The 24,177-nt window shown below is 73.2% G+C and carries 16 protein-coding genes and 2 pseudogenes; 12 read left to right on the forward strand and 6 right to left on the reverse strand.

The annotated features are described in order from the left end of the window. Positions 1-101: 101 nt before the first annotated feature. On the reverse strand, positions 102-890 hold the full coding sequence (locus BM242_RS25775) for an amino acid ABC transporter ATP-binding protein (protein WP_093841345.1): 789 nt from the start codon (positions 888-890) through the stop codon (positions 102-104). 265 nt (positions 891-1,155) lie between these two features. On the opposite strand from BM242_RS25775, the gene BM242_RS25780 reads away from it, so the two are divergent. Next, positions 1,156-1,875: a response regulator transcription factor gene (locus BM242_RS25780; protein ID WP_093841346.1), complete on the forward strand. Its 720-nt coding sequence runs from the start codon at positions 1,156-1,158 to the stop codon at positions 1,873-1,875. A 16-nt stretch (positions 1,876-1,891) separates the two neighbouring features. Beyond that, positions 1,892-3,301, forward strand: a pseudogene (locus tag BM242_RS25785) (sensor histidine kinase); the annotation flags it as partial. A gap of 254 nt (positions 3,302-3,555) precedes the next feature. Here the strand turns inward: BM242_RS25785 and BM242_RS25790 are convergent. Beyond that, a complete protein-coding gene (locus BM242_RS25790) occupies positions 3,556-4,581 on the reverse strand; it encodes a TAXI family TRAP transporter solute-binding subunit (protein WP_093841347.1) in 1,026 nt (341 codons plus the stop codon). A 185-nt stretch (positions 4,582-4,766) separates the two neighbouring features. Between BM242_RS25790 and miaB the strand changes: the two genes are divergently transcribed. From miaB to hflX, 8 genes are all read left to right on the forward strand, one after another. Beyond that, positions 4,767-6,287, forward strand: a complete 1,521-nt coding sequence (miaB, locus tag BM242_RS25795; RefSeq protein ID WP_175541584.1) for a tRNA (N6-isopentenyl adenosine(37)-C2)-methylthiotransferase MiaB — start codon at positions 4,767-4,769, stop codon at positions 6,285-6,287. Positions 6,288-6,447: 160 nt separating this feature from the next. Beyond that, positions 6,448-7,188, forward strand: a complete 741-nt coding sequence (locus BM242_RS25800; protein WP_093841385.1) for a class III extradiol dioxygenase subunit B-like domain-containing protein — start codon at positions 6,448-6,450, stop codon at positions 7,186-7,188. 74 nt (positions 7,189-7,262) lie between these two features. After that, positions 7,263-8,219: a tRNA (adenosine(37)-N6)-dimethylallyltransferase MiaA gene (gene miaA / locus BM242_RS25805; RefSeq protein WP_093841349.1), complete on the forward strand. Its 957-nt coding sequence runs from the start codon at positions 7,263-7,265 to the stop codon at positions 8,217-8,219. A gap of 108 nt (positions 8,220-8,327) precedes the next feature. Continuing rightward, the gene (locus BM242_RS25810) at positions 8,328-8,885 is read left to right on the forward strand and encodes a hypothetical protein (RefSeq protein WP_093841350.1); all 558 of its coding nucleotides are present in this window, start codon (positions 8,328-8,330) and stop codon (positions 8,883-8,885) included. A gap of 102 nt (positions 8,886-8,987) precedes the next feature. Beyond that, complete coding sequence (gene dapF / locus BM242_RS25815; protein ID WP_093841386.1) at positions 8,988-9,905, forward strand: diaminopimelate epimerase; 918 nt, start codon at positions 8,988-8,990, stop codon at positions 9,903-9,905. Between the two features lie 290 nt (positions 9,906-10,195). Beyond that, a complete protein-coding gene (locus BM242_RS25820) occupies positions 10,196-12,364 on the forward strand; it encodes a RelA/SpoT family protein (protein ID WP_093841351.1) in 2,169 nt (722 codons plus the stop codon). Positions 12,365-12,468: 104 nt separating this feature from the next. Continuing rightward, positions 12,469-13,995: a M1 family metallopeptidase gene (locus BM242_RS25825; protein WP_093841352.1), complete on the forward strand. Its 1,527-nt coding sequence runs from the start codon at positions 12,469-12,471 to the stop codon at positions 13,993-13,995. A 127-nt stretch (positions 13,996-14,122) separates the two neighbouring features. Further along, positions 14,123-15,607 (forward strand): GTPase HflX, encoded by a 1,485-nt coding sequence (gene hflX / locus BM242_RS25830; protein WP_245834531.1) that lies wholly within the window; start codon positions 14,123-14,125, stop codon positions 15,605-15,607. A gap of 106 nt (positions 15,608-15,713) precedes the next feature. On the opposite strand, the gene BM242_RS25835 is transcribed toward hflX, so the two are convergent. Beyond that, positions 15,714-17,024 carry a hemolysin family protein gene (locus BM242_RS25835; protein WP_093841354.1) on the reverse strand — a complete coding sequence of 437 codons (1,311 nt, stop codon included), beginning with the start codon at positions 17,022-17,024 and terminating at the stop codon, positions 15,714-15,716. A gap of 16 nt (positions 17,025-17,040) precedes the next feature. Then, a complete protein-coding gene (locus BM242_RS25840) occupies positions 17,041-19,779 on the reverse strand; it encodes a cation-translocating P-type ATPase (protein ID WP_093841355.1) in 2,739 nt (912 codons plus the stop codon). 723 nt (positions 19,780-20,502) lie between these two features. Here BM242_RS25840 and BM242_RS25845 point away from each other — a divergent pair. Then, positions 20,503-21,639 (forward strand): tyrosine-type recombinase/integrase, encoded by a 1,137-nt coding sequence (locus BM242_RS25845; protein WP_245834532.1) that lies wholly within the window; start codon positions 20,503-20,505, stop codon positions 21,637-21,639. Between the two features lie 8 nt (positions 21,640-21,647). Here BM242_RS25845 and BM242_RS25850 read toward each other — a convergent pair. Beyond that, a pseudogene (locus tag BM242_RS25850) lies at positions 21,648-22,133 on the reverse strand (IS5 family transposase); the annotation flags it as partial. 224 nt (positions 22,134-22,357) lie between these two features. Between BM242_RS25850 and BM242_RS25855 the strand changes: the two are divergent. After that, a complete protein-coding gene (locus tag BM242_RS25855) occupies positions 22,358-23,560 on the forward strand; it encodes an IS110 family RNA-guided transposase (RefSeq protein ID WP_093841358.1) in 1,203 nt (400 codons plus the stop codon). On the opposite strand, the gene BM242_RS25860 is transcribed toward BM242_RS25855, so the two are convergent. Next, positions 23,530-23,835 (reverse strand): transposase, encoded by a 306-nt coding sequence (locus BM242_RS25860; protein WP_093841359.1) that lies wholly within the window; start codon positions 23,833-23,835, stop codon positions 23,530-23,532. The genes BM242_RS25855 and BM242_RS25860 overlap by 31 nt on opposite strands. Between the last annotated feature and the right edge of the window lie 342 nt (positions 23,836-24,177).

The following is a 24,177-nucleotide window of genomic DNA, read 5'->3' on the forward strand; positions in this document are numbered from 1 at the left end:
GGTGAACATCGGTGGGCCGCCGCGGTCCGCCGCGGCCCGTGAGGTTCCGCGGTCGCCCCCCGGACACGGGGCCGGTGGCGCGGAGCTTCGGTGCGGAGGACTCAGTGGTGCAGGATCTTGGACAGGAAGTCCTTCGCCCGGTCGCTGCGCGGGTTGTCGAAGAACTGGTGCGGCTCGGCCTGCTCGACGATGCGGCCGTCCGCCATGAACACCACCCGGTCGGCGGCCGAGCGGGCGAAGCCCATCTCATGGGTGACGACCACCATGGTCATTCCCTCGCGGGCGAGCTGCTGCATGACCTCCAGGACCTCGTTGATCATCTCCGGGTCCAGTGCCGAGGTGGGCTCGTCGAAAAGCATCACCTTGGGGTCCATGGCCAGCGCCCGGGCGATGGCCACCCGCTGCTGCTGGCCGCCGGAGAGCTGCGCCGGGTACTTGTCGGCCTGGTTGGCCACCCCCACCCGGTCCAGCAGCGCCCGCGCCCTCTCCTCGGCATCCGCCCGCCCGCGCCGCCGCACCTTGACCTGGCCCAGGGTGACGTTCTGCAGCACGGTCTTGTGTGCGAACAGATTGAACGACTGGAACACCATGCCCACATCGGCGCGCAGCCTGGCCAGCTCGCGCCCCTCGGCGGGCAGCGCCCTGCCGTCGATGGCGATGGTCCCCGAGTCGATGGTCTCCAGGCGGTTGATGGTGCGGCACAGGGTGGACTTGCCGGAGCCGGACGGGCCGATCACCACCACGACCTCACCGCGGTGGATCGTGAGATTGATGTCCTGGAGCACATGGAGCGCACCGAAGTGCTTGTTCACATCCGCCAGGACGACCAGTTCCTCCGCCGCCGGCGGTGCGTCCCTCGGCTCCTTGGCAAGCGATACGTCGTCGCTCATCGGTCTGGTCTCGCTCCGTCCTTGTCGATTCCAGGGACCCTAGCCAGCACCCCGGGCGGCGTCAGCAGAGTTGAGCGGAAATTGAGCATAACGATACGGACACGTATCGATGCGGTCCGTGATCATCCGTCACCTGGGGTACCGGGTGGATAACGAAAGGCGCCCCCGTTCCGGGCGCTCTTGACGCATCCTTGTTCCATCGGCGTCCATGCCGGGAAGGGCGTGCCCGGCACGCCCCGGGCACGACCCTGGAGAAGGAGGCACGGTGCGACTGCTGCTCGTCGAGGACGACAACCATGTCGCCGCGGCCCTGATCGCCGTCCTCGGCCGGCACGGCTTCGAGGTCCGGCACGCCAGGAGCGGCGAGGAGGCGCTGGCCGCCCTCCGCACCGACACCTTCGGCGTGGTCCTGCTCGATCTCGGCCTGCCCGATGTGGACGGCTTCGAGGTCTGCGGGCGCATCCGCCGCCTCAGCGGCACGCCCGTCATCATGGTGACGGCCCGCGCCGATGTGCGGTCCCGCATCCACGGGCTCAATCTGGGCGCCGACGACTATGTGGTCAAGCCCTACGACATGGGGGAACTGCTGGCCCGGATCCACGCGGTCAGCCGCCGCACCGCCACCGACGGCACCGAGGCCGAGTCCGGCGCCGGCGCCGGCTCCGGCGAGGCCGGCGCCCCCCGGGAGACCGTGCTGCGCGCCGGCCCGGTCACCGTCGACCTGCCCGGCCGCCAGGTGACCGTCGCCGGCGAGCCGGTCGCCCTCACCCGCAAGGAATTCGACCTGCTGGCCCTGCTCGCCCAGCGGCCCGGCGTGGTCTACCGGCGCGAGCAGATCATCAGCGACGTCTGGCAGACCAGCTGGGAGGGCACCGGCCGCACCCTGGAGGTGCACATCGCCTCGCTGCGCGCCAAGCTCCGCCGCCCCGAGCTGGTCGAGACGGTCCGCGGCGTCGGCTACCGGCTCGCGCTCCCCGCCGCCTGAAGCGGCCCGCCCCGGTATGCGCTCCCGCCTGCTCCTGCTGCTGACCGTGCTGCTCGCCGGTCTGCTGCTGGCGCTCGGCGTGCCGCTGGCCGCCAGCCAGGCCGCCAGGGAACAGCAGCGGGTGGTGGTGGACCGGATCGACGACACCGCCCGCTTCGCCTCGCTCGCCCAGTTCGCCGCGGCACCCGGCGGCGGCTCGGCCGGCGGTGCGCAGGCCCAGCTCCAGGACGAGCTCAACCGCTACTACGACCTCTACGGCATCCGGGCCGGCGTCTTCGACCGCAACGGCCTGGCCATCGCCCAGGCCCCGGCCGACTGGCGGATGGCCCCGGACGGCGCGGCGGCCCGCGCCTTCGACAGCGCCTTCGCCGAGGCCCTGGCCGGCCGCCGCAGCCAGGGCCTGGGCCAGATCTGGCCCTGGGACACCGACGCCCGGCTGGTCATCGCCTCCCCGGTGACCAAGGACGGCGATGTGGTCGCCGTGGTGCTCACCGACTCGCCCACCGGGCCGATGCGGGCCCGGGTGCTGCGCGGCTGGCTGCCGGTGGCCGCCGCCGAGGCCGCCGCCATGCTGCTCGCGGTGGCCGCCGCGCACGCCATGACCCGCTGGGTGCTGCGCCCGGTCCGGGTGCTGGACCGCACCGCGCACGCCATCTCCACCGGGCAGCTCAACTCCCGGGTCGCCACCGCCGGCGGGCCGCCCGAGCTGCGCCGGCTGGCCCGCTCGTTCAACGAGATGGCCGACCATGTCGAGCAGGTCCTGGAACAGCAGCGGGCCTTTGTCGCGGACGCCTCCCACCAGCTGCGCAACCCGCTGGCGGCGCTGCTGCTGCGCATCGAGCTGCTGGGCCTGGAGCTGCCCGGCGGCCACCGGGAATTCGAATCGGTGCGGGCCGAGGGCCGGCGGCTGGCCCAGGTGCTGGACGGGCTGCTGGACCTGGCGCTGGCCGAGCACAGCCCCGCCGACCCCCGCCTGACCGACATCGCCGCACTGGTCGCCGAGCGGATCGCGGCCTGGCGGCCGGTCGCCGAGCGCCGGTCCATCACCCTGGCGGCGGCCGGTCCGGCCGCGGTGACCGGCTGGGCCGACCCGGTCGCCACCTCCAGCGCCCTGGACGCGCTGATCGACAACGCCCTGAAGTTCACCGCGGACACCGGCGAGGGCCGGGTCACGGTGGCCGTGGCGGCCGAGGGCGAATGGACCCGGATCCGGGTCACCGACAACGGCCCCGGCCTGACCGACGAGGAGCTGGCCCGGATCGGCGACCGCTTCTGGCGCAGCGGACGCCACCAGAACGTCTCCGGCTCCGGCCTCGGCCTGTCCATCGTCGGGGCGCTGCTGGCGGCCGGCGGCGGAAAGCTGGACTACGCCCACCACCCGCCGCACGGCCTGTCGGTCACCGTCTCGGTGCCGCGCGCCGAGCCCGGCACCGCGCCCGCCGCGGACCGGCCGCGGGCCGCGGCCCTGGCCGCCTCACTGGCCTCGTCCCCGGAGGGAACCGGTCCGGGGGAGCCGGCGGACCCGGGAGCGGCCCGCGGAACCGGGGACGGCGGCGCCGGCGCCGGCATCCGCGCCGCCGGGCGCCGCTCCCTGTTCCGGCCGCCGTTCCGGCCCCGCCGCCCCCGGCCGGACGACCCGCCCCTCGCACCGTCGCCCGGCTCCCCGCCAGCCGGGAGCGCTCAGGACTTGACCGAGCGGTAGTAGCGCTTGGCGCCCTCGTGCAGCTCCAGCGGCCGGGTGTAGATGGCGGTGCGCAGATCCACCCGCTGTGCCGCGTGCACCTCCTCGGCTATCCGGTCCCGCCCGCTGATCACCGCCCTGGTCACATGCTCGGTCAGCTCCCCGTCCAGCGCCTCCATGGCCACCAGCAGATTGGCCACCGCTATGGTGTCCACCGTGCCGCCGGTACGGATCTCCGGATAGACGTCCGAGGGCACCACCGCCGCCCGGTAGTGCGTCCCCTCCTGGCCCAGCGAGTGCAGCCCGGTGAGCAGCTCGCCCAGCGGCACCAGCCGGATGTCCATCCGCTGCGACAGCTTCTGCACCGCCGAGGTGGGCAGCCCGCCGGACCAGAAGAACGCGTCCAGCCGGTCGTTCTCCAGCAGCCGCGGCATGGTGTGGATGCCCTCCCGCACCGGCCGCAGGTCCTGCTCCATGTCCAGCCCCGCCGCGGCGAGCATCTGCCGGGCGACCAGCTGCACCCCCGACCCGTCCTGGCCCACCCCGACCCGCAGCCCGGCCAGCTCGGCGGCCGAGCCGACCGGCGAATCCACCGGCACCACGAGCTGCATGTAGTCGTCGTACAGCCGGGCCAGCGCGCGCAGCCGGCCGGAGCCCGCGCCGCCGCCGAGCTGATAGGTCACCAGGGAGTCGGCGGTGGCAATGGTGATGTCGGCCTCGCCGGACACCAGCCGCCGGATGTTCTGCAGCGATCCCTCGCTGGGCAGCAGCACCACCTCCATGCCCGGCAGCTCCCGGGTGAGCTGGGCCTGGAGCAGCTGGCCGTAGCGGACATAGACCCCGCTGGGCACGCCGGTGCTCATGGTCAGGGTGCCGTGCGGTCCGGGCCCGTCGTCCGCCGCGGCCTGCCACCACGCCCCGCCGGCCAGCGCCGCCGCCCCGGCCGCGCCCCAGCCGAGCAGCCTGCGGCGGGCGGGCGGCAGCGGGCGCCGCCCGCCGGCCGGCGGGGACAGACGTATGTTCACCTGCCACAGTGTGCCGGTCCCCGGCCGTCCCCGGAAAGCGGCGTGAGGGCTGTCGGTACGGGCCCGTAGACTGGGACACCGTCCCGGCACCGGCCGCTGGCGAGGCCGGGCGGGGGAAGAAGGACGACCGGACGGACCGGCGGCGCGGCAGCGCCGCCCGCGGATGGGTTTGGATGAGTTCTGGCATGTCGGACGGCGCACGCACCTACCTGGTCAAGACCTTCGGCTGTCAGATGAATGTGCACGACAGCGAGCGGATGTCCGGCCTGCTGGAGGCGGCCGGCTATGTCCGGGCCCCGCAGGAGGCCGAGCTGGCGGACGTGGTGGTCTTCAACACCTGCGCGGTCCGGGAGAACGCCGACAACCGCCTCTACGGCAATCTGGGCCGGCTCGCCCCCGGGAAGGCCGCCCGCCCCGGTATGCAGATCGCGGTCGGCGGCTGCCTGGCCCAGAAGGACCGCGACACCATCGTGCGCCGCGCCCCCTGGGTGGACGTGGTCTTCGGCACGCACAACATCGGCCGGCTGCCGGTGCTGCTGGAGCGCGCCCGGATGCGGCAGGAGGCCCAGGTGGAGATCGCCGAATCGCTGGAGGCATTCCCCTCCACCCTGCCCACCCGGCGGGAGAGCGCCTATGCCGCCTGGGTCTCCATCTCGGTCGGCTGCAACAACACCTGCACCTTCTGCATCGTGCCCGCGCTGCGCGGCAAGGAGAAGGACCGCCGCCCGGGGGAGATCCTGGCCGAGATCGAGGCGCTGGTCGCCGAGGGGGTCAGCGAGATCACCCTGCTCGGGCAGAACGTCAACGCCTACGGCTCGGACATCGGCGACCGGCAGGCGTTCTCCAGACTGCTGCGCGCCTGCGGGCGGATCGAAGGGCTGGAGCGGGTCCGCTTCACCTCCCCGCATCCGCGGGACTTCACCGACGACGTCATCCAGGCCATGGCCGAAACGCCGAATGTGATGCCCCAGCTCCACATGCCGCTGCAGTCCGGCTCGGACCGGGTGCTGCGCGCCATGCGCCGCTCCTACCGGCAGGACCGCTACCTGGGCATCATCGAGAGGGTGCGCGCCGCCATCCCGGACGCCGCCCTCTCCACCGACATCATCGTGGGTTTCCCCGGCGAGACCGAGCAGGACTTCGAGCAGACCCTGCATGTGGTGCGGGAGGCCAGGTTCGCCCAGGCGTTCACCTTCCAGTACTCCAAGCGGCCCGGCACCCCGGCCGCGGAGATGGACGGCCAGATCCCCAAGGCGGTCGTGCAGCAACGGTACGAGCGGCTGGTCGCCCTCCAGGAGGAGATCTCCTGGGCGGAGAACAAGAAGCAGGTCGGGCGGCGGCTGGAGCTGATGGTCGCCGAGGGCGAGGGCCGCAAGGACGACGCCACCCGGCGGATGTCCGGCCGGGCGCCCGACAATCGCCTGGTGCATTTCAGCCCCGCCCGGGACGGGGAGGGAGACGGCGAGACGGCTCCGCCGCGCCCCGGCGATCTGGTCACCGTCAGCATCAGCTACGCCGCCCCGCACCATCTGCTGGCCGAGGGCCCGGCGCTGGGCGTGCGGCGCACCCGGTCGGGGGATGCCTGGGAGGCGCGGCAGGCGGCGGAGCGGCAGCCGGGCGGGGAGCGGGGAGTGATGCTGGGGATGCCCACGGTGGGCGCCCCGGCGCTCACACCCGAACCGGCCGGCGGGTGCGGCCTGCACTGACTGCACTGACCGCGCCGACCGTACCGACCGCGCCGACCCCCGCGGCCGGACCACGGAAGCAAGGCGCGGCCGAGCGGCCATGCCGTGCTGAGGCGCGGACCGCGCCGAGCGCACCCCGACGGCCGTCGCCCCGCGGCGCCCGCCGGTTAGGCTGGTGATCATGCTGGTCGCCGCCGCCGTCTGCCCCTGTCCGCCGCTGCTGGTGCCCGCCGTCGCCGGGCAGGCCGCCGCCGAACTCGACCCGGTGCGGGCCGCCTGCCGGGAGGCCGTCGACGCACTGGCCGCGGCCCGGCCCGCCAGGCTGGTGGTGGTCGGCCCGGACGGTGCCGACGGCCCCACCGTCCATCCGGCCGGCACCCCGGGCGGATTCCACGGCTACGGCGTTCCCCTGGAAGTCACCCTCGGTACCTCCGGTACTCCCGGCCCGTCCCGCCCGGAGAGCGGCGGCGGCCGTCGCCTGCCGCTCTCGCTGGCGGTCGGCGCCTGGCTGCTGGCCGAGGCCGGCTGGACGGCCGCGCCGGTGAGCGGGCTGGCCGTCGGCCCGGCCATGGAGCCGGCGCGCTGCGCCGACGAGGGCCGGCGGCTGGCCGCCGAGGCGGAACGGGTCGCCCTGCTGGTGATGGGCGACGGCAGCGCCTGCCGCGACCGCAGGGCCCCGGGCTATCTGGACGAACGCGCCGTGCCCTACGACGACGCGGTGGCCCGGGCCCTCGCCTCGGCCGACACCGCCGCGCTCACCGCCCTGGACCCGGAGCCGGCCGCCGGACTGCGTGCGGCCGGCCGCCCGGCCTGGCAGGTCCTGGCCGGTGCCGCGGGCCCGGCCGCCATGGCTTCCCGCCTGCTGTGGTACGGCGCCCCGTACGGCGTCGCCTACTTCACCGCCCTGTGGACCGCCTCCTGAACCACCCGCCCACCGGACGGGGGCCCGGCCCCGGGGGCGCATCGGCCCCGGGGCCGGTCTGGGAGGATGCGGGGGTGACCGCCTTCTCCTCGCTGCCCTCCGCCCCGCAGGTCATCGCCGTGGTGGGAGCCACCGCCGCGGGCAAATCGGACCTCGGCGTCACCCTTGCCCAGCGGCTCGGCAGCGAGGTGATCAACGCCGACTCCATGCAGCTCTACCGCGGTATGGACATCGGCACCGCCAAGCTCACCGAGGCCGAGCGCCGCGGCGTGCCGCACCGTCTGCTCGACATCTGGGACGTCACCGTCACCGCCAGCGTCGCCGAGTACCAGCGGCTGGCCCGCGCCGAGATCGACCGGCTGCTCGGCCGTGGGCGCATCCCCGTCCTGGTCGGCGGCTCCGGCCTGTATCTCCGCGGCGCCGTGGACGCGCTGCGCTTCCCCGGCACCGACCCCGGCGTCCGCGCCCGCCTGGAGGGCGAACTGGCCCGGCACGGCAGCGGCGCCCTGCACGCCCGGCTGGCCGCCGCCGACCCCCGCGCCGCCGCCGCCATCCTGCCCAGCAACGGCCGCCGGATCGTGCGCGCCCTGGAGGTCATCGAGATCACCGGACAGCCCTTCACCGCGCAGCTGCCGGGCCCCGGGGAGGAGCAGTCGGTCTACCGCACCCTCCAGATCGGCGTGGCCGTGCAGCGCCCCGAACTCGACGCCCGGATCGCCGGCCGGGTGGAACGGATGTGGGGGCAGGGACTGGTGGCCGAGGTGCGGACGCTGGAGGCCGCGGGCCTGCGCGAGGGCCGCACCGCCTCCCGGGCCCTGGGCTACCAGCAGGTGCTGGCCGCACTGGCCGGGGAGTGCAGCGAGGACCAGGCACGTGCGGAAACCGTGCGCGCCACCCGCCGCTTCGCCCGCCGCCAGGAGACCTGGTTCCGCCGCGACGGCCGGGTGCACTGGCTGGACGGCGGCGGCGCGGCCCGTGACCGCCTTCCGGAACACGCATGGACGCTGGTCGAACGGGCGGTCACATCCTGATCACGTGATGGCATAGGAACGCCTCAGGCGCGTGGTTGCCCGGGCCGGACGTGCCATCATCAAGCTTGCTGCTGCTGTTTGAGCCGTACGCTGGGAGGGCGCGTGGCGATGGAAGCCGGCCCTCGGAAAAACGATGGCCGCACGGCAAGACCCCCGGGACACCACCGGGGCGATGTGCCGGTGGCAACGGAGGACGCCGCACCGGGCGTTTCCGCGGAGACCCTCGACGCCTCCGCCGTGCCCGCGGCCCCGGGTTCCGTGCCCCCCGCCTCGTCCGGGCCGGAGCCCGGAGGAGGCGGCGGCGGTGACGGCGAACCGGAGGAGCCCGCCGAGTCCTATGCCGAGCTGCGCCCGCCGCGCCGGCTGCGGCTGATCCAGCTCGCGCCCATCCTGCTGCTCAGCCTGCTCGGCTCGCTGATGTTCGCCTTCCCGCTGGCCTTCGCCTTCGACGAGACCGGTGCCGTGGTGGCCATGCTCGGCCTGCTGATCGGCTGCAGCGCGGCCGGCTGGGGCCTGGTGGCCGCCCGCCGGGTCGGCTACACCCTGCCCGGCCTGCCGCCGCGCGGTTCCGGCCGCCGCCCGGACTGGCGGCTGCTGGCGCTCTATGCCCTGGCCGTGGTGGTCTTCCTGGTCTTCGCCGTCTGGCGGGTCGCGGCGCTGCGCTGAGCCGTGCCCGCCCCGGCGGCGGGCGGCGCCCCCGGATCCCCGTACGATCGGGGTGTGACCACCGCGCAGCAGGACGCACAGCCGCAGCAGGACCGCCGCCGGGTGCCGAGCCGGCCGGTGCCCTTTCTCAAGGGCCACGGCACCGAGAACGACTTCGTCATCCTCCCCGATCCGCTGGGCGGGCTGAGGCTCTCCGCCGCCACCGTGGCCCGGCTGTGCGACCGCCGGGCCGGGCTGGGCGGCGACGGACTGCTGCGCGTGGTGCGCTGCGATGCCATCCCGGAGGGCCGGGCGCTGGCCGGCCGGGCCGAGTGGTTCATGGACTACCGCAACGCGGACGGTTCCCTCGCCGAGATGTGCGGCAACGGCATCCGGGTGTTCGCCCGCTATCTGGAGCGTGCCGCGCTGATCCGCCCGGAGGACGGCGAGGTGCCGATCGGCACCCGGGCCGGCATCCGCCACGTCCGGCTGACCGGGACCGGCAGCGGCGACGGGGCCGACGGGGGCGACGGCGGGGCGGTGACGGTGGCCATGGGCGCGGCCCGGCTGCCCTCCGGCCCCGGGGAGTCCGTCACCGTCACCATCGGCGACCGCCGCTGGCCCGCCCGTCATGTGGACATGGGCAATCCGCACGCGGTGGCCTTTGTCGCCGACCTGGCCGAGGCCGGTCCGCTGCTGGAGCCGCCGGCCGTCACCCCGGCCGCGGCCTATCCGCACGGCACCAACGTGGAGTTCGTCACCCGCCGCGGCCCGGGCCACATCGCGCTGCGGGTGCACGAGCGCGGCTCGGGCGAGACCCGCTCCTGCGGCACCGGCGCCTGCGCCGCCATGGTGGCCGCCGCCCGCCGGGACGGCCGGGATCCGGCGGCGGACGGCACCTCCGTCCACTACACCGTGGACGTGCCCGGCGGCCGGCTGGAGATCAGCGAACACCCCGACGGCGCCGTCGAGATGACCGGGCCGGCGGTCATCGTGGCCGAGGGCATCCTGGATCCGGCCTGGCTCGGTCCGGCGGAGTGAGGCCGTCCGGGCCGGGGCCCCGGCCCGGGAACCGCCGGACCGGCCACCGGACCGTTGGATTTCGGCCACTTCGCCGCGGACAAACGTCCCTCGAACGGGTGAAGCGCCTGCATCCGGGCGGCCCGGGTCCGGGGGCCCGTGGTGGGCTCGGTACCATCAAGCACCGGCGCCACTACGGGGAGAGACAGCGTGTGGGACGCGCGGACGACGGCCCCTGACCAGGCCGCCCGCCGCCGCCTCCTTTGAGCTCCTGCAAGAGCCCGGTCATCCGACAGGCCGCGGAGGTGTCCATGAGCAGCGCAGAGGCGACCGGCTCCACCATGCCCCGTCGCTGGCGGGGCAACCGCATCGATGTCGCGCGGCTGTTCCGCGCCGGGCGGGCCGCCCTGCTCTCCGGCCCGCTGCGCGGCGCCCTGCCGGACGCCGTGGAGCACATCGGCCGGGCCCACCGGCAGCACCATCCCGACGCCGACCCCGGCATGCTCAGACGTGCCTATGTGCTGGCCGAGTCCGCGCACCGCGGGCAGATGCGCAAGAGCGGCGAGCCGTACATCACCCACCCGGTGGCCGTCACCCTCATCCTGGCCGAGCTGGGCGCCGAGACGACCACCCTGACCGCCTCGCTGCTGCACGACACGGTGGAGGACACCGAGGTCACCCTGGACCAGGTGCGCGAGCAGTTCGGCCCCGAGGTCGCCCATCTCGTGGACGGCGTCACCAAGCTGGAGAAGGTGGACTACGGTGCCGCCGCCGAGCCGGAGACCTTCCGCAAGATGCTGGTGGCCGCCGGCAGCGATGTACGGGTGCTGTCCATCAAGCTGGCCGACCGGGTGCACAACATGCGCACCCTGGGCGTGATGCGGCCCGAGAAACAGGCCAGGATCGCCCGGGTGACCAGGGATGTGCTGATCCCGCTGGCCGAACGGCTGGGCGTGCAGGCGGTCAAGACCGAGCTGGAGGACCTGGTCTTCCGGGTGCTGCATCCCGAGGAGCACGACCGTGCCCTGGAGCTGATGCGCCGCCACCGGGCCGCGGGCGAGCCGCTCGCCCCGGTGGCGGACGCGGTGCGCGCGGTGCTGCGGGAGGCCGGTATCGCCGCCGAGGTGGCCATCCGGCCCCGGCACGTGGTGTCGGTGCACCGCAACGCGGTCAAGCGCGGCGGCCGGCTCGGCCCGTACGACTTCGCCCGGCTGCTGATCCGGGTGCCCGAGAACGCCGACTGCTATGCGGCCCTGGGGGAGCTGCACACCTGCTTCACCCCGGTGATCTCCGAGTTCAAGGACTTCATCGCCGCCCCCAAGTTCAACCTCTACCAGTCGCTGCACACCGCGCTGGCCGACGACGCGGGCGGGATCACCGAGGTGCTGATCCGCACCCACCGCATGCACCGGGTGGCCGAGACGGGGGTGATCGCGCTGGGCGATCCGCTCGCCGGCGCCGCCGAGGGCGGGCCGGGCGCGGCTGCGGCCGTCCCGGCCGGGGAGGACTCCGAGCAGCCGGGACAGCCGGCCGACCCGACCCGGCCCGGCTGGCTGTCCCGGCTGCTGGAGTGGCAGCGGCAGGCCCCGGACCCGGACACCTTCTGGACCGAACTGCGCGACGAGCTCGCCGAGGACCGGGAGATCACGGTCGTCGCGGAGTACGGCGACCGGCAGCAGCCCCTGCCCCTGCCGGCCGGGGCGAGCTGTGTGGACGCCGCCTACGCCCGGCACGGCGAGGCCGCGCACTCCTGCATCGGCGCCCTGGTCAACGGCCGGCTGCAGCCCCTGCACACCCGGCTGCGGGACGGCGATCTGGTGCATCTGATCCTCGCCCCGGAGGGCACCTCCGGGCCCGCGCCGGAGTGGCTGGAGCACGCCCGGACGCCCGCCGCGCGGATCGCCATCCGCCGCCGGCTGGTCGGGGCCGCGGAGCGGGCGGCGCCGGCGCCGGAGCCGGTGCCCGCGCCGGTGCCCGCCCCCGCGCCCGCCGCCGGGCGGCCGGCGCCCGGGCCGGAACCGGTGGGCGCGGCGGTGCTGGTCGCGGACGTCCCGGACGCCCAGGTACGGCTGGCCCGGTGCTGCACCCCGGTGCCGCCGGACGAGATCACCGCGTTCGCGGTGCGCGGCGGCACCGTCACCGTGCACCGCACCAACTGCGCGGCGGCCGGGGAGATGACCGCCGCCGGGCGGAGCACGGTCGCGGTGGGCTGGCGCTCCGCCACCGCGGGCTGCCGGGTGACGCTGTGCGCGGAGGCCCTGGGCCGGCCCCATCTGCTGGCCGACTTGGCGGAGGCGCTGGCCGAGAACGGCGCCGATGTGCTCCAGGCCGAGGTCGAGCCGCCGCGTGAACAGCGGGTCCGGCACACGTACACGGTCCGCCTTTCCGATGCCAGCGGGCTGCCGCGGCTGATGCGCGCCATGCGCCGGGTTCCCGGCGTCTACGACGTCACCCGGGCGCTGCGCACCCCCGCCGCCTGACGGGCCGGTCCCCGGCGGCGGCGTGGACGCGGAGGCCACCTGATCGGGTGGCGGACCCGGGTTTCGGCCATGGGCCGGGACCGGCCGCTGGTACCGATGGGCACATGATCATCCATGCCCCGCGTGCCCCCGGCGCCGTGCGCCGCCGCGTTCTGAGCCTTGCCGCGGCCCTCACCGGCACCGTTGCGCTGACCGCCGCGCAGCTTCCGGCACCGCCCCCGGCACCGGCCGGCGCCGGCGACCGGCTCTTCCCCCACCTCGGCAACCCGGGGTACGACGTGCTCGGCTACCACCTGGACCTCGGCTACGGCGGGGACAACACCAGGCCGCTGACCGGGCGCACCAGTCTGGTGGCGAGGGCCGAGGCCACTCTGGAGCGCTTCAATCTCGACTTCGCCGGCGGCCGGGTGCGGTCCGTGACCGTGGACGGCGCGCCCGCCGCCTTCGCCACCGCCGGGGAGGACCTGGTGATCGATCCCGCCGAGCCGCCCGCCGGCGGGACCACCTTCCGGGTCACGGTGGAGCACACCAGCCCCACCGAGGGCGCCGGCACGGCATGGATCCGGACCTCCGAAGGCGACGGGGGCCTGGTCACCGCGGCGCAGCCGGACGCGGCGCACCGGGTCTTCCCGGCCAATGACCACCCCTCGGACAAGGCCCTGTTCAGCTTCCGGATCAGCGCCCCGCAGGGAGTGACCGCGGTCGCCAACGGTGTCCCGGCCGGCCGCACCCCGGGGCCGGCTCCCGGCCAGGTGACCTGGAGCTACCGCACCCTGCATCCGATGGCCCCGGAGCTGGTGCAGATCGCGCTGGGCGATCTCGATGTGGTGCACCGCGACACCGCGGCCCCGGTCGCGCTGCGCGATGTGGTGCCGTCCGCCGACCGCGAGGCCCTGGAGCCGTGGCTGTCGCGCACCCCCGGCCATCTGCGGTGGCTGGAGGAACGCCTCGGCGGCTATCCGTTCGGCAACTACGGGGTGCTGGTCGCCGACGCGGTGTTTCCCTTCGCCCTGGAGACCCAGACCCTCTCGCTCTTTCCGCGCTTCCTCTTCCTGGCCGGCCAGGGCCGGGTGGCGGACTGGCAGCGGGAGGAGATCATGGTGCACGAGCTGGCCCACCAGTGGTTCGGCAACAGCGTCACCCCCGCCGAGTGGAGCGACCTGTGGCTCAGCGAGTCGCATGCCACCTGGTACGAGTGGACCTGGGCGGCCGAGCACGGCGGCCCGGCCCTTGAGGAACGTGTCCGCGCCGCGTACGAGCACTCGGACCGGTGGCGCGCCGAGGCCGGCCCGGTCGCGGCACCGCACGGCCCGGACGGCGAGGAGCCCCCGGACATCTTCCATCCGGTGGTCTACGACGGCGGCGCCGTCGTCCTCTACGCGCTGCGCGAGCGGATCGGTGCCGCCGCCTTCGAGCGGCTGCAGCGCCAGTGGGTCGCCCGGCACCGGGACGGCACCGCCGGCACCGCCGACTTCATTGCCCTGGCCGGGCAGGTCTCCGGCCAGGAGCTGGACGGCTTCCTCACCGCCTGGCTGTACGGCGAGCGCACCCCGGCCATGCCCGGCCACCCCGGCTGGCGGCCCGCACCGCGCGGCAGCGGCGGCGGCAGCGGCGGCGGAGAAACCGCATGACGGGCGGGAGGGGCCGTGCCACTATGGAGCCCGGCTTCCGGCGCCGGCACGGACCGCGGGAATGTCCCGGCCGGCGCGCACGTTGTACCGGAAGCCAGTCATCCTGCTCTGCTACGTAAGGAATCACTTGACCTTCACTTCCCTTCCTCAGGAACACCAGCCGCGCGCCAAGGGACGGCGGGCCGACGCCCTGATGGATGAGGACGCCGGGTGGAACGTCTTTGACGCGGAGCGGGACGGCGAGCAGTTCGACCGTGAGGAGCGGGCCGCGCTCCGCCGGGTCGCCGGGCTCTCCACCGAGCTCCAGGACGTCACCGAGGTCGAATACCGGCAGCTCCGTCTGGAGCGGGTGGTGCTCGTCGGAGTCTGGACCTCGGGCACGGCCGCGGACGCGGAGAACTCCCTCTCCGAGCTGGCCGCGCTCGCCGAAACCGCCGGTGCCCTCGTTCTGGACGGCGTCATCCAGCGCCGCGACAAGCCGGACCCGGCCACCTACATCGGCTCGGGCAAGGCCCAGGAGCTGCGCGACATCGTGCTGGAGACCGGCGCGGACACCGTGGTGTGCGACGGCGAACTCAGCCCCGGCCAGCTCATCCATCTCGAAGACGTCGTCAAGATCAAGGTGGTGGACCGCACCGCCCTGATCCTGGACATCTTCGCCCAGCACGCCAAGTCCCGGGAGGGCAAGGCGCAGGTCTCGCTGGCCCAGATGCAGTACATGCTGCCGCGGCTGCGCGGCTGGGGCCAGTCGCTGTCCCGGCAGATGGGCGGCGGCGGATCCGGCTCGGCGGGCGGCGGCATGGCCACCCGCGGACCCGGTGAGACCAAGATCGAGACCGACCGCCGGCGGATCCGCGAGAAGATGGCCAAGCTGCGCCGGGAGATCGCGGAGATGAAGACCGGCCGGGAGGTCAAGCGCGGGGAGCGGCGGCGCAACCGGGTCCCCTCGGTGGCCATCGCCGGGTACACCAACGCGGGCAAATCCTCGCTGCTGAACCGGCTCACCGGGGCGGGAGTGCTGGTGGAGAACGCGCTGTTCGCCACCCTGGACCCGACCGTGCGGCGGGCCGAGACCCCGAGCGGGCGGGTGTACACCCTGGCCGACACCGTGGGGTTTGTGCGTCATCTGCCGCACCACCTGGTGGAGGCTTTCCGCTCCACCATGGAGGAGGTCGGCGACGCGGACCTGCTGCTGCATCTGGTGGACGGTTCGCATCCGCAGCCGGAGGCGCAGCTCGCCGCGGTCCGGGAGGTCATCCGCGAGGTGGGGGCGCAGAAGGTGCCCGAGATCGTGGTGATCAACAAGGCCGACATCGCCGATCCGCTGACGCTGCAGCGCCTGCTGCGCGCCGAGCCACGGGCCATGGTGGTCTCCGCCCACACCGGGCAGGGCGTCGAGGACCTGCTGGAGCTGATCGACGCCGAGCTGCCGCGGCCCGAGGTCGAGCTCAAGACGCTGCTGCCGTACACCGAGGGCGCCCTGGTCGCCCGGGTGCACCGGGAGGGCGAGGTGCTCGGCGAGGAGCACACCGCCGAGGGCACCCTGCTCACCGCCCGGGTCCACCAGGAGCTGGCGGCCGACCTGCGGCGCGTCTCCCTGACCCCGGCCTGATTCCCTTCCTTGCCTTCCTTCCCTTCCTTCTCTTCCTGACCGGCACACCGCCGGACGCGTGGGCCCGGGCCGCGGCGAACCGCCGCGGCCCGGGCCCACGCCGTGCTCAGGGGCCCCGCCGGGACGGGCGCTGGAGCTGCCGCGGCCGGCGGGGACGGAGACGGACGCCGGTGATGGCGTTGCGGTGCATCCCGGTGACCTCGATGGTCCAGCCCGGCAGCCGGACACTCTCCCCCGGCCGCCGCGGCACATGCCCCAGCCGGGCAAGGACCAGGCCGGCGACGGTGGAGTACGGGCCATGGCGGAGATCGCCGAGGTCGACGCCGAGATCGGGCAGATCATGGAGCGGGAAGCTGCCGGGCAGCAGCAGGGAGCCGTCGGGCTGGGCGCGCACGGTTGCCGTGTCCCGGTCGGTCTCGTCGTAGATCTCGCCCACGATCTCCTCCAGGAGATCCTCGATGGTGACAATGCCCTCCACCGAGCCGTATTCGTCGACGACGACGGCGAAGTGCCGGCGGGCGGCCATCAGTTGGCGCAGGGCGTCGGTGATCTTGGTGAAGTCGGAGAGCGAGTGGGCGGGGCGGGCGAGCTCGGTGACCGGGGTGGTGTCCCCGGCGGTGGTCAGGTCCCGCAGATGGACGATGCCGAGGACCTCGTCGAAGTGACCGGCGCGCAGAACCGGTGCCCGGGAGTGGCCGGAACGGGCCAGGGCGTCGCGCGCGCCCGCGGCCCGCATGTCGTCGGACAGGCTGAACACCGCCCGGCGCGGCACGAGGACGGCCCGCAGCGGCCGTTCATGGATCTCCAGGGCGCTGGAGATGATGGTGCGCTGTTCGGTGGTCAGTCCGCGGTGGCTGATGACCATGTCGCGCAGCTCCTCGGGAGAGGGCGGCTGCTGCGCCTGGCGCGGGTTCCCGCCCAGCGCCCGGACGACCAGGTCGGTGGCCCGGCTCAGGGCCCAGACCGCGGGGCGGGAGACGACCGCCAGCAGATGCAGCGGGGTGGCCGCCAGCAGCGCCCAGCGCTGCGCGTACTGCATGGCCAGACGTTTCGGCGCCAGCTCGCCCACCACCAGCGTCACAAAGGTCAGCGTCAGGGTCACCAGGGCGATGGCCAGCGGTTCGGCGGCCCGCCCGGCGAAACCCAGAACGGGCACCAGCGGCTCGGCCAGGGCGACCGCGGCGGTGGCCGAGGCCAGGAAACCGGCCAGGGTGATGCCGATCTGGATGGTGGCCAGGAACCGGTTGGGGTCCTCGGCCAGGCGCACCAGCCGCGTCGCCCGCCGTTCCCCGCCGGCCCGCAGCCGGCGCAGCTGGCTCTCCCGCAGCGAGATCAGGGCGATCTCGGTGCCCGCCAGCAGCGCGTTGAACACGATCAGCACGGCGATCAGCGCCAGATTGAACCAGTAGCCGTTCATGGCGGAAGGGCTCCACTCACCTTGCCGGGCCTCCGTGCGAGGCGACGGCGCCGGTCTCCCGGTCCCCGGCGCCGCGCCGGGCCCGCAGGATGTACCAGAGGTGTTCGGTCCACAGCACGGTGGAGGAGGTGGCCAGGCACACCGCCCACTGGAGGGGGGTGAGCGAAACGGTGTCGAAGACACCTTGGGCGAAGGGCGCCTGCACCGCGAGGATCTGCAGCGCGAGAACGGCGGCCAGACAGATCCACAGCACGCGGTTGCGCAGCTGGTGGCGGCCGAGGACGGGGCCGCTGCCGCTGCGTGCGTTGAGCGCGTTGAAGAGCTGGAAGAGCACAAAGGTGGTGAAGGCCATGGTGGCCGCGGTCGCCGGATCGGCCAGGTCGCGGGCCGCGGCGAACACGGCCACGGTGCCGGTGGCCATGATGGCGCCCGCGCGGCTGATGACGGTCAGCCGGCGGGTGTTGAGGATGCGCTCGCCCGGCGGGCGGGGCGGGCGGCGCATCACGTCCTCCCGCGGCGGGTCGATGCCCAGGGCCATCGCGGGCGGGCCGTCCATGATGATGTTGACCCACAGCAGCTGGATCGCGGTCATGGGGGCGGGCAGCCCGGCCACCACGGTGGCGAGCAGGGTGAGGATGGCGCCGACGTTGGTGGAGAGCTGAAAGCGGACGAACGTGGTGATGTTGTCGTAGATGGTGCGGCCCTGCCGCACCGCGCGCACGATGGTGGAGAAGTTGTCGTCGGTGAGCACCATGTCGGCGGCCTCCTTGGCGACATCGGTGCCGGTGATGCCCATGGCCACACCGATGTGCGCGGCGCGCAGGGCCGCGGCGTCGTTGACCCCGTCGCCGGTCATGGCCACGATGTGGCCGTGCCGGCGCAGGGCGTCCACGATGGTGACCTTGTGCTCGGGGGCGACGCGGGCGAAGACGCCGATGTCCTCGATGCGCGAGGCGAGTTCCGCGCCGCTCATCCGGGCGAGCTCGGTGCCGGTGACGACGTTGCCGGCGATGCCCAGTTCGCGGGCGATGGCGGCGGCGGTGTCGGCATGGTCGCCGGTGATCATTTTGACCGTGACGCCGGCCGCCTGGGCCAGGGCGACGGCGTCCCGGGCCTGCGGGCGGGGTGGGTCGGCGATGCCGGCGACGGCCGTCAGGGTCAGGCCCTCCGCTCCCCGGGGCTCGTCGGCGGTGGCCGTGGCGGCCCCGAGCACGCGCAGGCCCTGGTTGCCCAGCCGGGTGGCGGCGGCGGTGACCTCCCGGCGCCGCCGGTCGTCCAGCGGGGCGGGGCCGTGCTCGGTCAGCACGTCGGTGCAGCGCTCCAGCAGGACATCGACCGCGCCCTTGACATGGACCCGGGTGCCGCCGGCCGGGTCGGCGTGCTGGGTGGCCATGTACTTGGCGGCCGGATCGAAGGGGACCTCGCCGGTGCGCGGGGTGCGGGCGCGCAGCGCTTCGGGGTCCAGGCCGGCCTTGGCGGCCAGCACCAGCAGAGCCGCTTCGGTGGGGTCTCCGATGATGCCGTCGCCGGTGAGGCGCGCGTCGTTGCACAGCGCGAAGGGCACCACCGCCTGCGACGGGTCGGTGCCCGCCGGCCCGCGGCCGGCGGGTTGCACCCGGCCGGCGGTGCCGTAGCCCTCGCCGCTCACCTCGTAGAAGCGTCCGGCCGACCACAGGGCGCGGGCGGTCATCTCGTTCATGGTCAGGGTGCCGGTCTTGTCGCTGCACACCACGGTCGCGGAGCCCAGGGCCTCGACCGAGGCCAGGCGCTTGACGATGGCGCCGCGGCGGGCCATCCGGTGCACGCCCAGGGCCAGGGTGAGAGCGAGGACGGCGGGCAGACCCTCGGGAATCGCGGCGACCGCCAGCGCCACCGCGCGCAGCGCCAGGTCGGCCGGCTCCTCCCCGCGCAGCAGGGACACCAGCGCATAGGCGGCCACGGCGACACCGCTGACCAGGGCCAGACGTCGGCCCAGGCTGTCCATCTGCACCTGTAGCGGACTGGGCGGCTCGCTTCCGGTGCGCAGGGCCTCGGCGATCCGGCCGACCTCGGTGCGCATACCGGTGGCGGTGACGACCATCTCGGCACGTCCGCGGGTCAGCGCGGTGTTCATGAACAGCATGCCGGTGCGCTCGGCGACCGGCACCGGTTCGTCGCCGCCGGCCCCGGCGGGCGCGGTCGTCTTGGCGACGGGATGGGACTCGCCGGTCAGCGCCGCCTCGGCGGCCTCGACGGATTCGGCGACCGCCAGCCGCCCGTCGGCCGGGATGCGGTCTCCGGCTTCGAGCAGCACCACATCGCCCGGCACCAGGGTGCGGGCCGGAACCACCCGCACCTCGCCGTCACGGCGTACCCGGGCACTGGGCACCAGCATCTGCCGCAGCGCCTCCAGACTGCGCTCGGCACGGCGTTCCTGGAGATAGCCGATAACGGCGTTGACCACCAGGACGACGCTGATGACGACGGCGTCCTTGAGCTCGCCGATGATGCCGGCCAGGACCGCGGCGCCGAGCAGGATGCCGATCAGCCAGCTGCGGAACTGATCCAGCAGGCGCAGCCACTGCGGCCGGCGGGCGGCCTCGGCCAGCTCGTTGGCACCCCAGGCATCGACCCGCTGCCGCGCGGCCGCCTCCGGCAGCCCCTCGGCCGGATCCACCCCGAGCCCGTCCGCCACCTCCGCGGCACCGCGCCGGTAGGCGTCCGGCACCGATTCCGCGGGCTGCCGGGCGGCCTGGCCGGAGGGCCGGAGGGTCATGGCCGGTCACTCCTCGTGCGCGGGACGACGGTGAGCGGGATGCCGCCATGGCGCGGGAGCGGACCGGCTGCCGCTCCGCGGGGGCCCGCAGGGCGGTGCACCGGTCCCGGTACCGTTCCCAGCCCGCCCATCGTGCCTCCCGCTCCGCACCCCGCGGTGCCTACCGCTCCTCAGCCTCCCTGCGGTCACTCTCCACCGCCGGCGGACGAGCGGCCACCGGCATTGGGCCATCCGGCCCCGCCCGGCCCGCGCCGCGGCGGGCGGTGGGTGAGGGCGGTGCGACTGCGGGTGGAGGTGGCCCCCGGCATGGCGCAGGGGGCGATTGCGTACCCTGGGGGCGTCGTCACGGCAGGGGTCCGGAGAGCCGGCGCAAGCCTTCCGCCCGTGCCTGACGGCGTGTCAGGAAAGTCGGCAATCGGTCAGCAAGAGTCCTGCAAAACCTGGTGAAAGCCGGCCGGACGCGCGACTTGCCCCAGGGTACGGAAACCGCCCTTGACCTGCGGATATGCAGGCAGGGAGCCATAGTCCAGGAGTGCCGCAATGCTGCGTACCATGTTCAAGTCCAAGACCTGGTGATTGGACATCGGCGCAGGTCAGAGCCACCATGACGGGGCCCGGGTCAGCAATCGGTCAGCATCGGTCCCAGGGGGCCCGCTGTCCCGCCCCCGGGCACGGCAACGGGAGGCCGGAGAGGTGCCTCCCGGCGGGCCGGAAGGCTCTTCCTTGGCTCGACAGCTGGCCCGCGGCATGGGCTCCTTCTTCAAGCCCTGCGACTGCACCCGCCCGACCCGCTGCCCGCACCCGTACACGGTCCGGTTCCGTGATGCCCTCGGCAAGCAGCGAGAGGAAGCCGGCTACAGCACGCAGGACGGCGCCATTGAGCGCCTGACAGAGCTCTACGCGGAACGGAAGAAGACTTCCCCCACAGTCGCCGAGACTCGCCGCGAACTGGGACAGCGGAGCATTGAGGAATATGCCGAGACGTGGCTGCCACGTCAGCGCAAGATGACCGAATACTCGACGGCGCAGCACGTAGCCAGCTACTTCAAGGTCCACATCAACCCGGCCCTCGGCTCGCGGAAGCTGATCTCCGTCACTCCGGTCGTGGTGGAGAAATTCCTGGATGACCTGGAGGCCAGCGGTGTGGGCCGAGGCCATCAGTCGAACATTTACCGCGTCTTGAAGTCCCTGCTCCGGGATGCATACGAAAAAGGTGCGATGGCGGACGACCCTGTCAAAGGCGTGCAGGACCCGGAGTATGTTCCGAAGACCGTTGTCATTCCCACGCTTGAATACATCACGAAGGCATTGACGGTGGCGGATGAATTCCTCGCCATGGAGATCGTCATGATGGTCGGCTGTGGCTTGCGTAATGGCGAAGCTCGCGCCGTCAATCTGAACAACATGGTCGCCTTCGACGTGTACCGAGTGACCGAACAAATACACTCGAACCTGCATATGCCCGCCAAGCTGAAGCATCGCAAACCGGGTGAGTTCAGGGAGGTCCCGTTGCCCTGCACGGTGCGGGGTGCCATGGAACGGTTCGCAGAAAAGCATGGCGCCTCGCCGAATGGCTATCTTCTCCGAGGTCCCGGCGGATACTTCACGGAACCGATGGAGCGGCGCCGCGTTCGAAAACTGTTTGAGAAGCTGCCTCCACAGAAGGGGGTGGGTATGTATGGCTTCCGTCACTTCTTCGCCACCAACGCATTGGGCAACGGCATACCGATCACGGACGTTGCCGAATGGATGGGCCACAAGTCCATCGAAGAGAGCTACCGAACCTACAGGCACCTGATGCCCGGCAGCATCAACAAGGCCGCCAAAATCCTCGACGCAGCCCTCCAACTGGTTGTTTAGACGTCATCTCATGTGGTGAGTTTGGCGAGCTTTTTGTAGCAGATCAGGGTGGCTGCCAGGGCGAGGAAGGCGGCGAAGTGGCGGCTGGTCCGTTCGTATCGGACGGTCAGTCGGCGGTAGCTGAACAGCCAGGAAACGGTGCGCTCGACCTTCCACCGGTGGCGGCCCAGTCGCTCGCTGGACTCCACGCCGCGGCGGGCGGTCTTCGGGGTGATGTTCCGCTCTCGCAGCCAGATGCGCAGGTGCTCGTAGTCGTAGCCCTTGTCCGCCCGGAGCCGGCCGGGCCGCCGTCTGCGCGGTCCGCGACGGGAGCGGACGGTCGGCACCGCCATCACCAGCGGCTTCAGCGCGAGGCTGTCGTGGGTGTTGGCGGCGGAGACGCCGGTGACCAGAGGCAGGCCCTCGGCATCGGTCAGGATGTGGAGCTTGGAGCCCGGTTTGCCCCGGTCGACGGGGTTCGGCCCGACGAGCTCGCCCCCGTTACCTTCTTCGTGGCCCCGCGATGGGGCTCCCGGTCTCCGGGCCTGGCATGACTTGTGCCCCCTGTCGGTTCATGATCGAAAAGGTGGTGTCACCAAGCCCGGAGGCATCGGCAGACCGCTGATGAGGGGCATGACCGCCGACCTCCGTCGAGGGCGGCAGAGGTCTCCGTAACGTGGATGCCGGCACGCTGATGCCGCAGGTGGGACCGGGAACGACACAGCTGTGGAGATGACACGTGACCGACACCAGCGGCATCGGCGTCTTCTGCGGCCTGGACGTCGGCAAGGGCGAACATCACGCCACCGCCGTCACTCCAGCCGGGAAGAAGGTACTTGACCAGCGGCTGCCCAACAGCGAAGCGAAGCTCCGGGAGATAATCGACCGCCTCCAGTCCCGGCACGGCACCGTGCTGGTGGTGGTCGACCAGCCCGCCTCCATCGGCGCTCTGCCGCTGGCAGTGGCCCGTGACGCCGGCTGCAAGGTGGCCTACCTGCCCGGACTCGCAATGCGGCGGATCGCCGACCTCTATCCCGGCGAAGCCAAAACCGACGCCCGGGACGCGTTCGTCATCGCGGACGCCGCCCGCACCATGCCGCACACCCTGCGCGACCTCGCCCCGGACGACGAGACCATCGCCGAGCTGCACATGCTCGTCGGATTCGACGACGACCTCGCCCAGGAGTCCACCCGCCTGACCAACCGCCTGCGCGGACTGCTGACCCAGATCCATCCTCCGCTGGAACGGGTACTCGGCCCTCGCCTGGACCACCCGGCAGTCCGAGCCATCCTCGAACGCTTCGGCTCTCCGGCCGCCATCCGAAAGGCCGGACGCCGTCAGCTGCTCCGCCTGACCCGGCCCAGGGCCCCGCGCATGGCTGAGCGCCTGGTGGACGACATCTTCACGGCCCTGGACGAGCAGACCGTCACCGTCCCGGGGACCGACACCGCCACGCTGATCCTCCCCAGCCTGGCCGGCTCATTGGGATCCGTCCACGATCAGCGCGGGCTCCTCGCCACCCGAATCGAGGAGCTGCTGGAGGCCCACCCTCTTTCCAAGGTCCTGACCTCCCTGCCCGGCGTCGGGGTCAGGACCGCAGCCCGCATCCTCATCGACGTCGGCGACGGCTCGGCCTTCCCCACCGCCGGACACCTGGCCGCCTACGCGGGCCTGGCCCCCGCCACCCGCACCAGCGGCTCCTCCATCCGCGGTGAACACCCCTCCAGACGCGGCAACAAGCTCCTCAAACGCGCCTTCCACCTCTCCGCGTTCGCCGCGCTCCGGGAACCCGCCTCCCGCGCCTACTACGACAAGAAACGCGCCGAAGGCAAACACCACGTCGCCGCCCTCACCTGCCTCGCACGCCGCCGCATCGACGTCCTGTTCGCCATGCTCCGCGACGGCACCCTCTACCAGCCTCCCGCAACGTCAGCGGCTTGACGAAGCACATAGGGGCACCTTTTCGCCCGCACGGACGCGGAGTCCAGCAGTGCGGCCGACCAGTCCACCACCCCGGCGCCGCCGAGCCGGTCCAGCACCTCGCCGTGCAGCCGCTGCCACAGTCCGGCCCGGGTCCAGGCGGCGAAGCGGCGGTGCGCGGTGGCCGGGGAGACCCCGAAACACGGCGGCAGCTTCTGCCACGCGCAGGGAGCGGTCAGCGCATACACGATCGCGCAGAACACCTTCCGGTCCGCCACCGGCACCGTACCCCCCACCCTGCCGCCGAGGCCGGAACGCGGGAATCAACGGCTCCACGATCTCCCACAGCCCGTCCGGCACCAACTCACGCTCAAGATCCCTCGCCACAGTCCACGATGATGCACCAAGTCAGCGCCACACCACGTGAGATGACGTCTTAGCGCGACTACCGCTGCAGGGTCCCCCGGGGATGGCCAGCCCCGAGGTCGGTACCGAAGGCAGGCCCGGCCATCGCGTTAGGATTCTCGGCCGTCCCGGAGGACGGCCGCCACCAGGCGCGCACCTGCCGCAGCACCGCACCCCAGTCGGTGTTGCGACTCTCGGCCGTCCCGGAGGACGGCCGCCACCCCGCACACGAC

Source organism: Streptomyces aidingensis (genome assembly GCF_900112355.1).
Taxonomy (GTDB): Bacteria; Actinomycetota; Actinomycetes; order Streptomycetales; family Streptomycetaceae; genus Streptomyces; species Streptomyces aidingensis.

Bases quoted from the DNA above. Each gene is read 5' to 3' on its own strand.
- BM242_RS25840 (WP_093841355.1), bottom strand. From the start codon at position 19,779: ATGACCCTCCGGCCCTCCGGCCAGGCCGCCCGGCAGCCCGCGGAATCG.
- BM242_RS25820 (WP_093841351.1), top strand. From the start codon at position 10,196: ATGAGCAGCGCAGAGGCGACCGGCTCCACCATGCCCCGTCGCTGGCGG.
- BM242_RS25775 (WP_093841345.1), bottom strand. From the start codon at position 890: ATGAGCGACGACGTATCGCTTGCCAAGGAGCCGAGGGACGCACCGCCG.
- BM242_RS25835 (WP_093841354.1), bottom strand. From the start codon at position 17,024: ATGAACGGCTACTGGTTCAATCTGGCGCTGATCGCCGTGCTGATCGTG.
- BM242_RS25810 (WP_093841350.1), top strand. From the start codon at position 8,328: ATGGAAGCCGGCCCTCGGAAAAACGATGGCCGCACGGCAAGACCCCCG.
- BM242_RS25800 (WP_093841385.1), top strand. From the start codon at position 6,448: ATGCTGGTCGCCGCCGCCGTCTGCCCCTGTCCGCCGCTGCTGGTGCCC.
- BM242_RS25825 (WP_093841352.1), top strand. From the start codon at position 12,469: ATGATCATCCATGCCCCGCGTGCCCCCGGCGCCGTGCGCCGCCGCGTT.
- miaB (WP_175541584.1), top strand. From the start codon at position 4,767: ATGTCGGACGGCGCACGCACCTACCTGGTCAAGACCTTCGGCTGTCAG.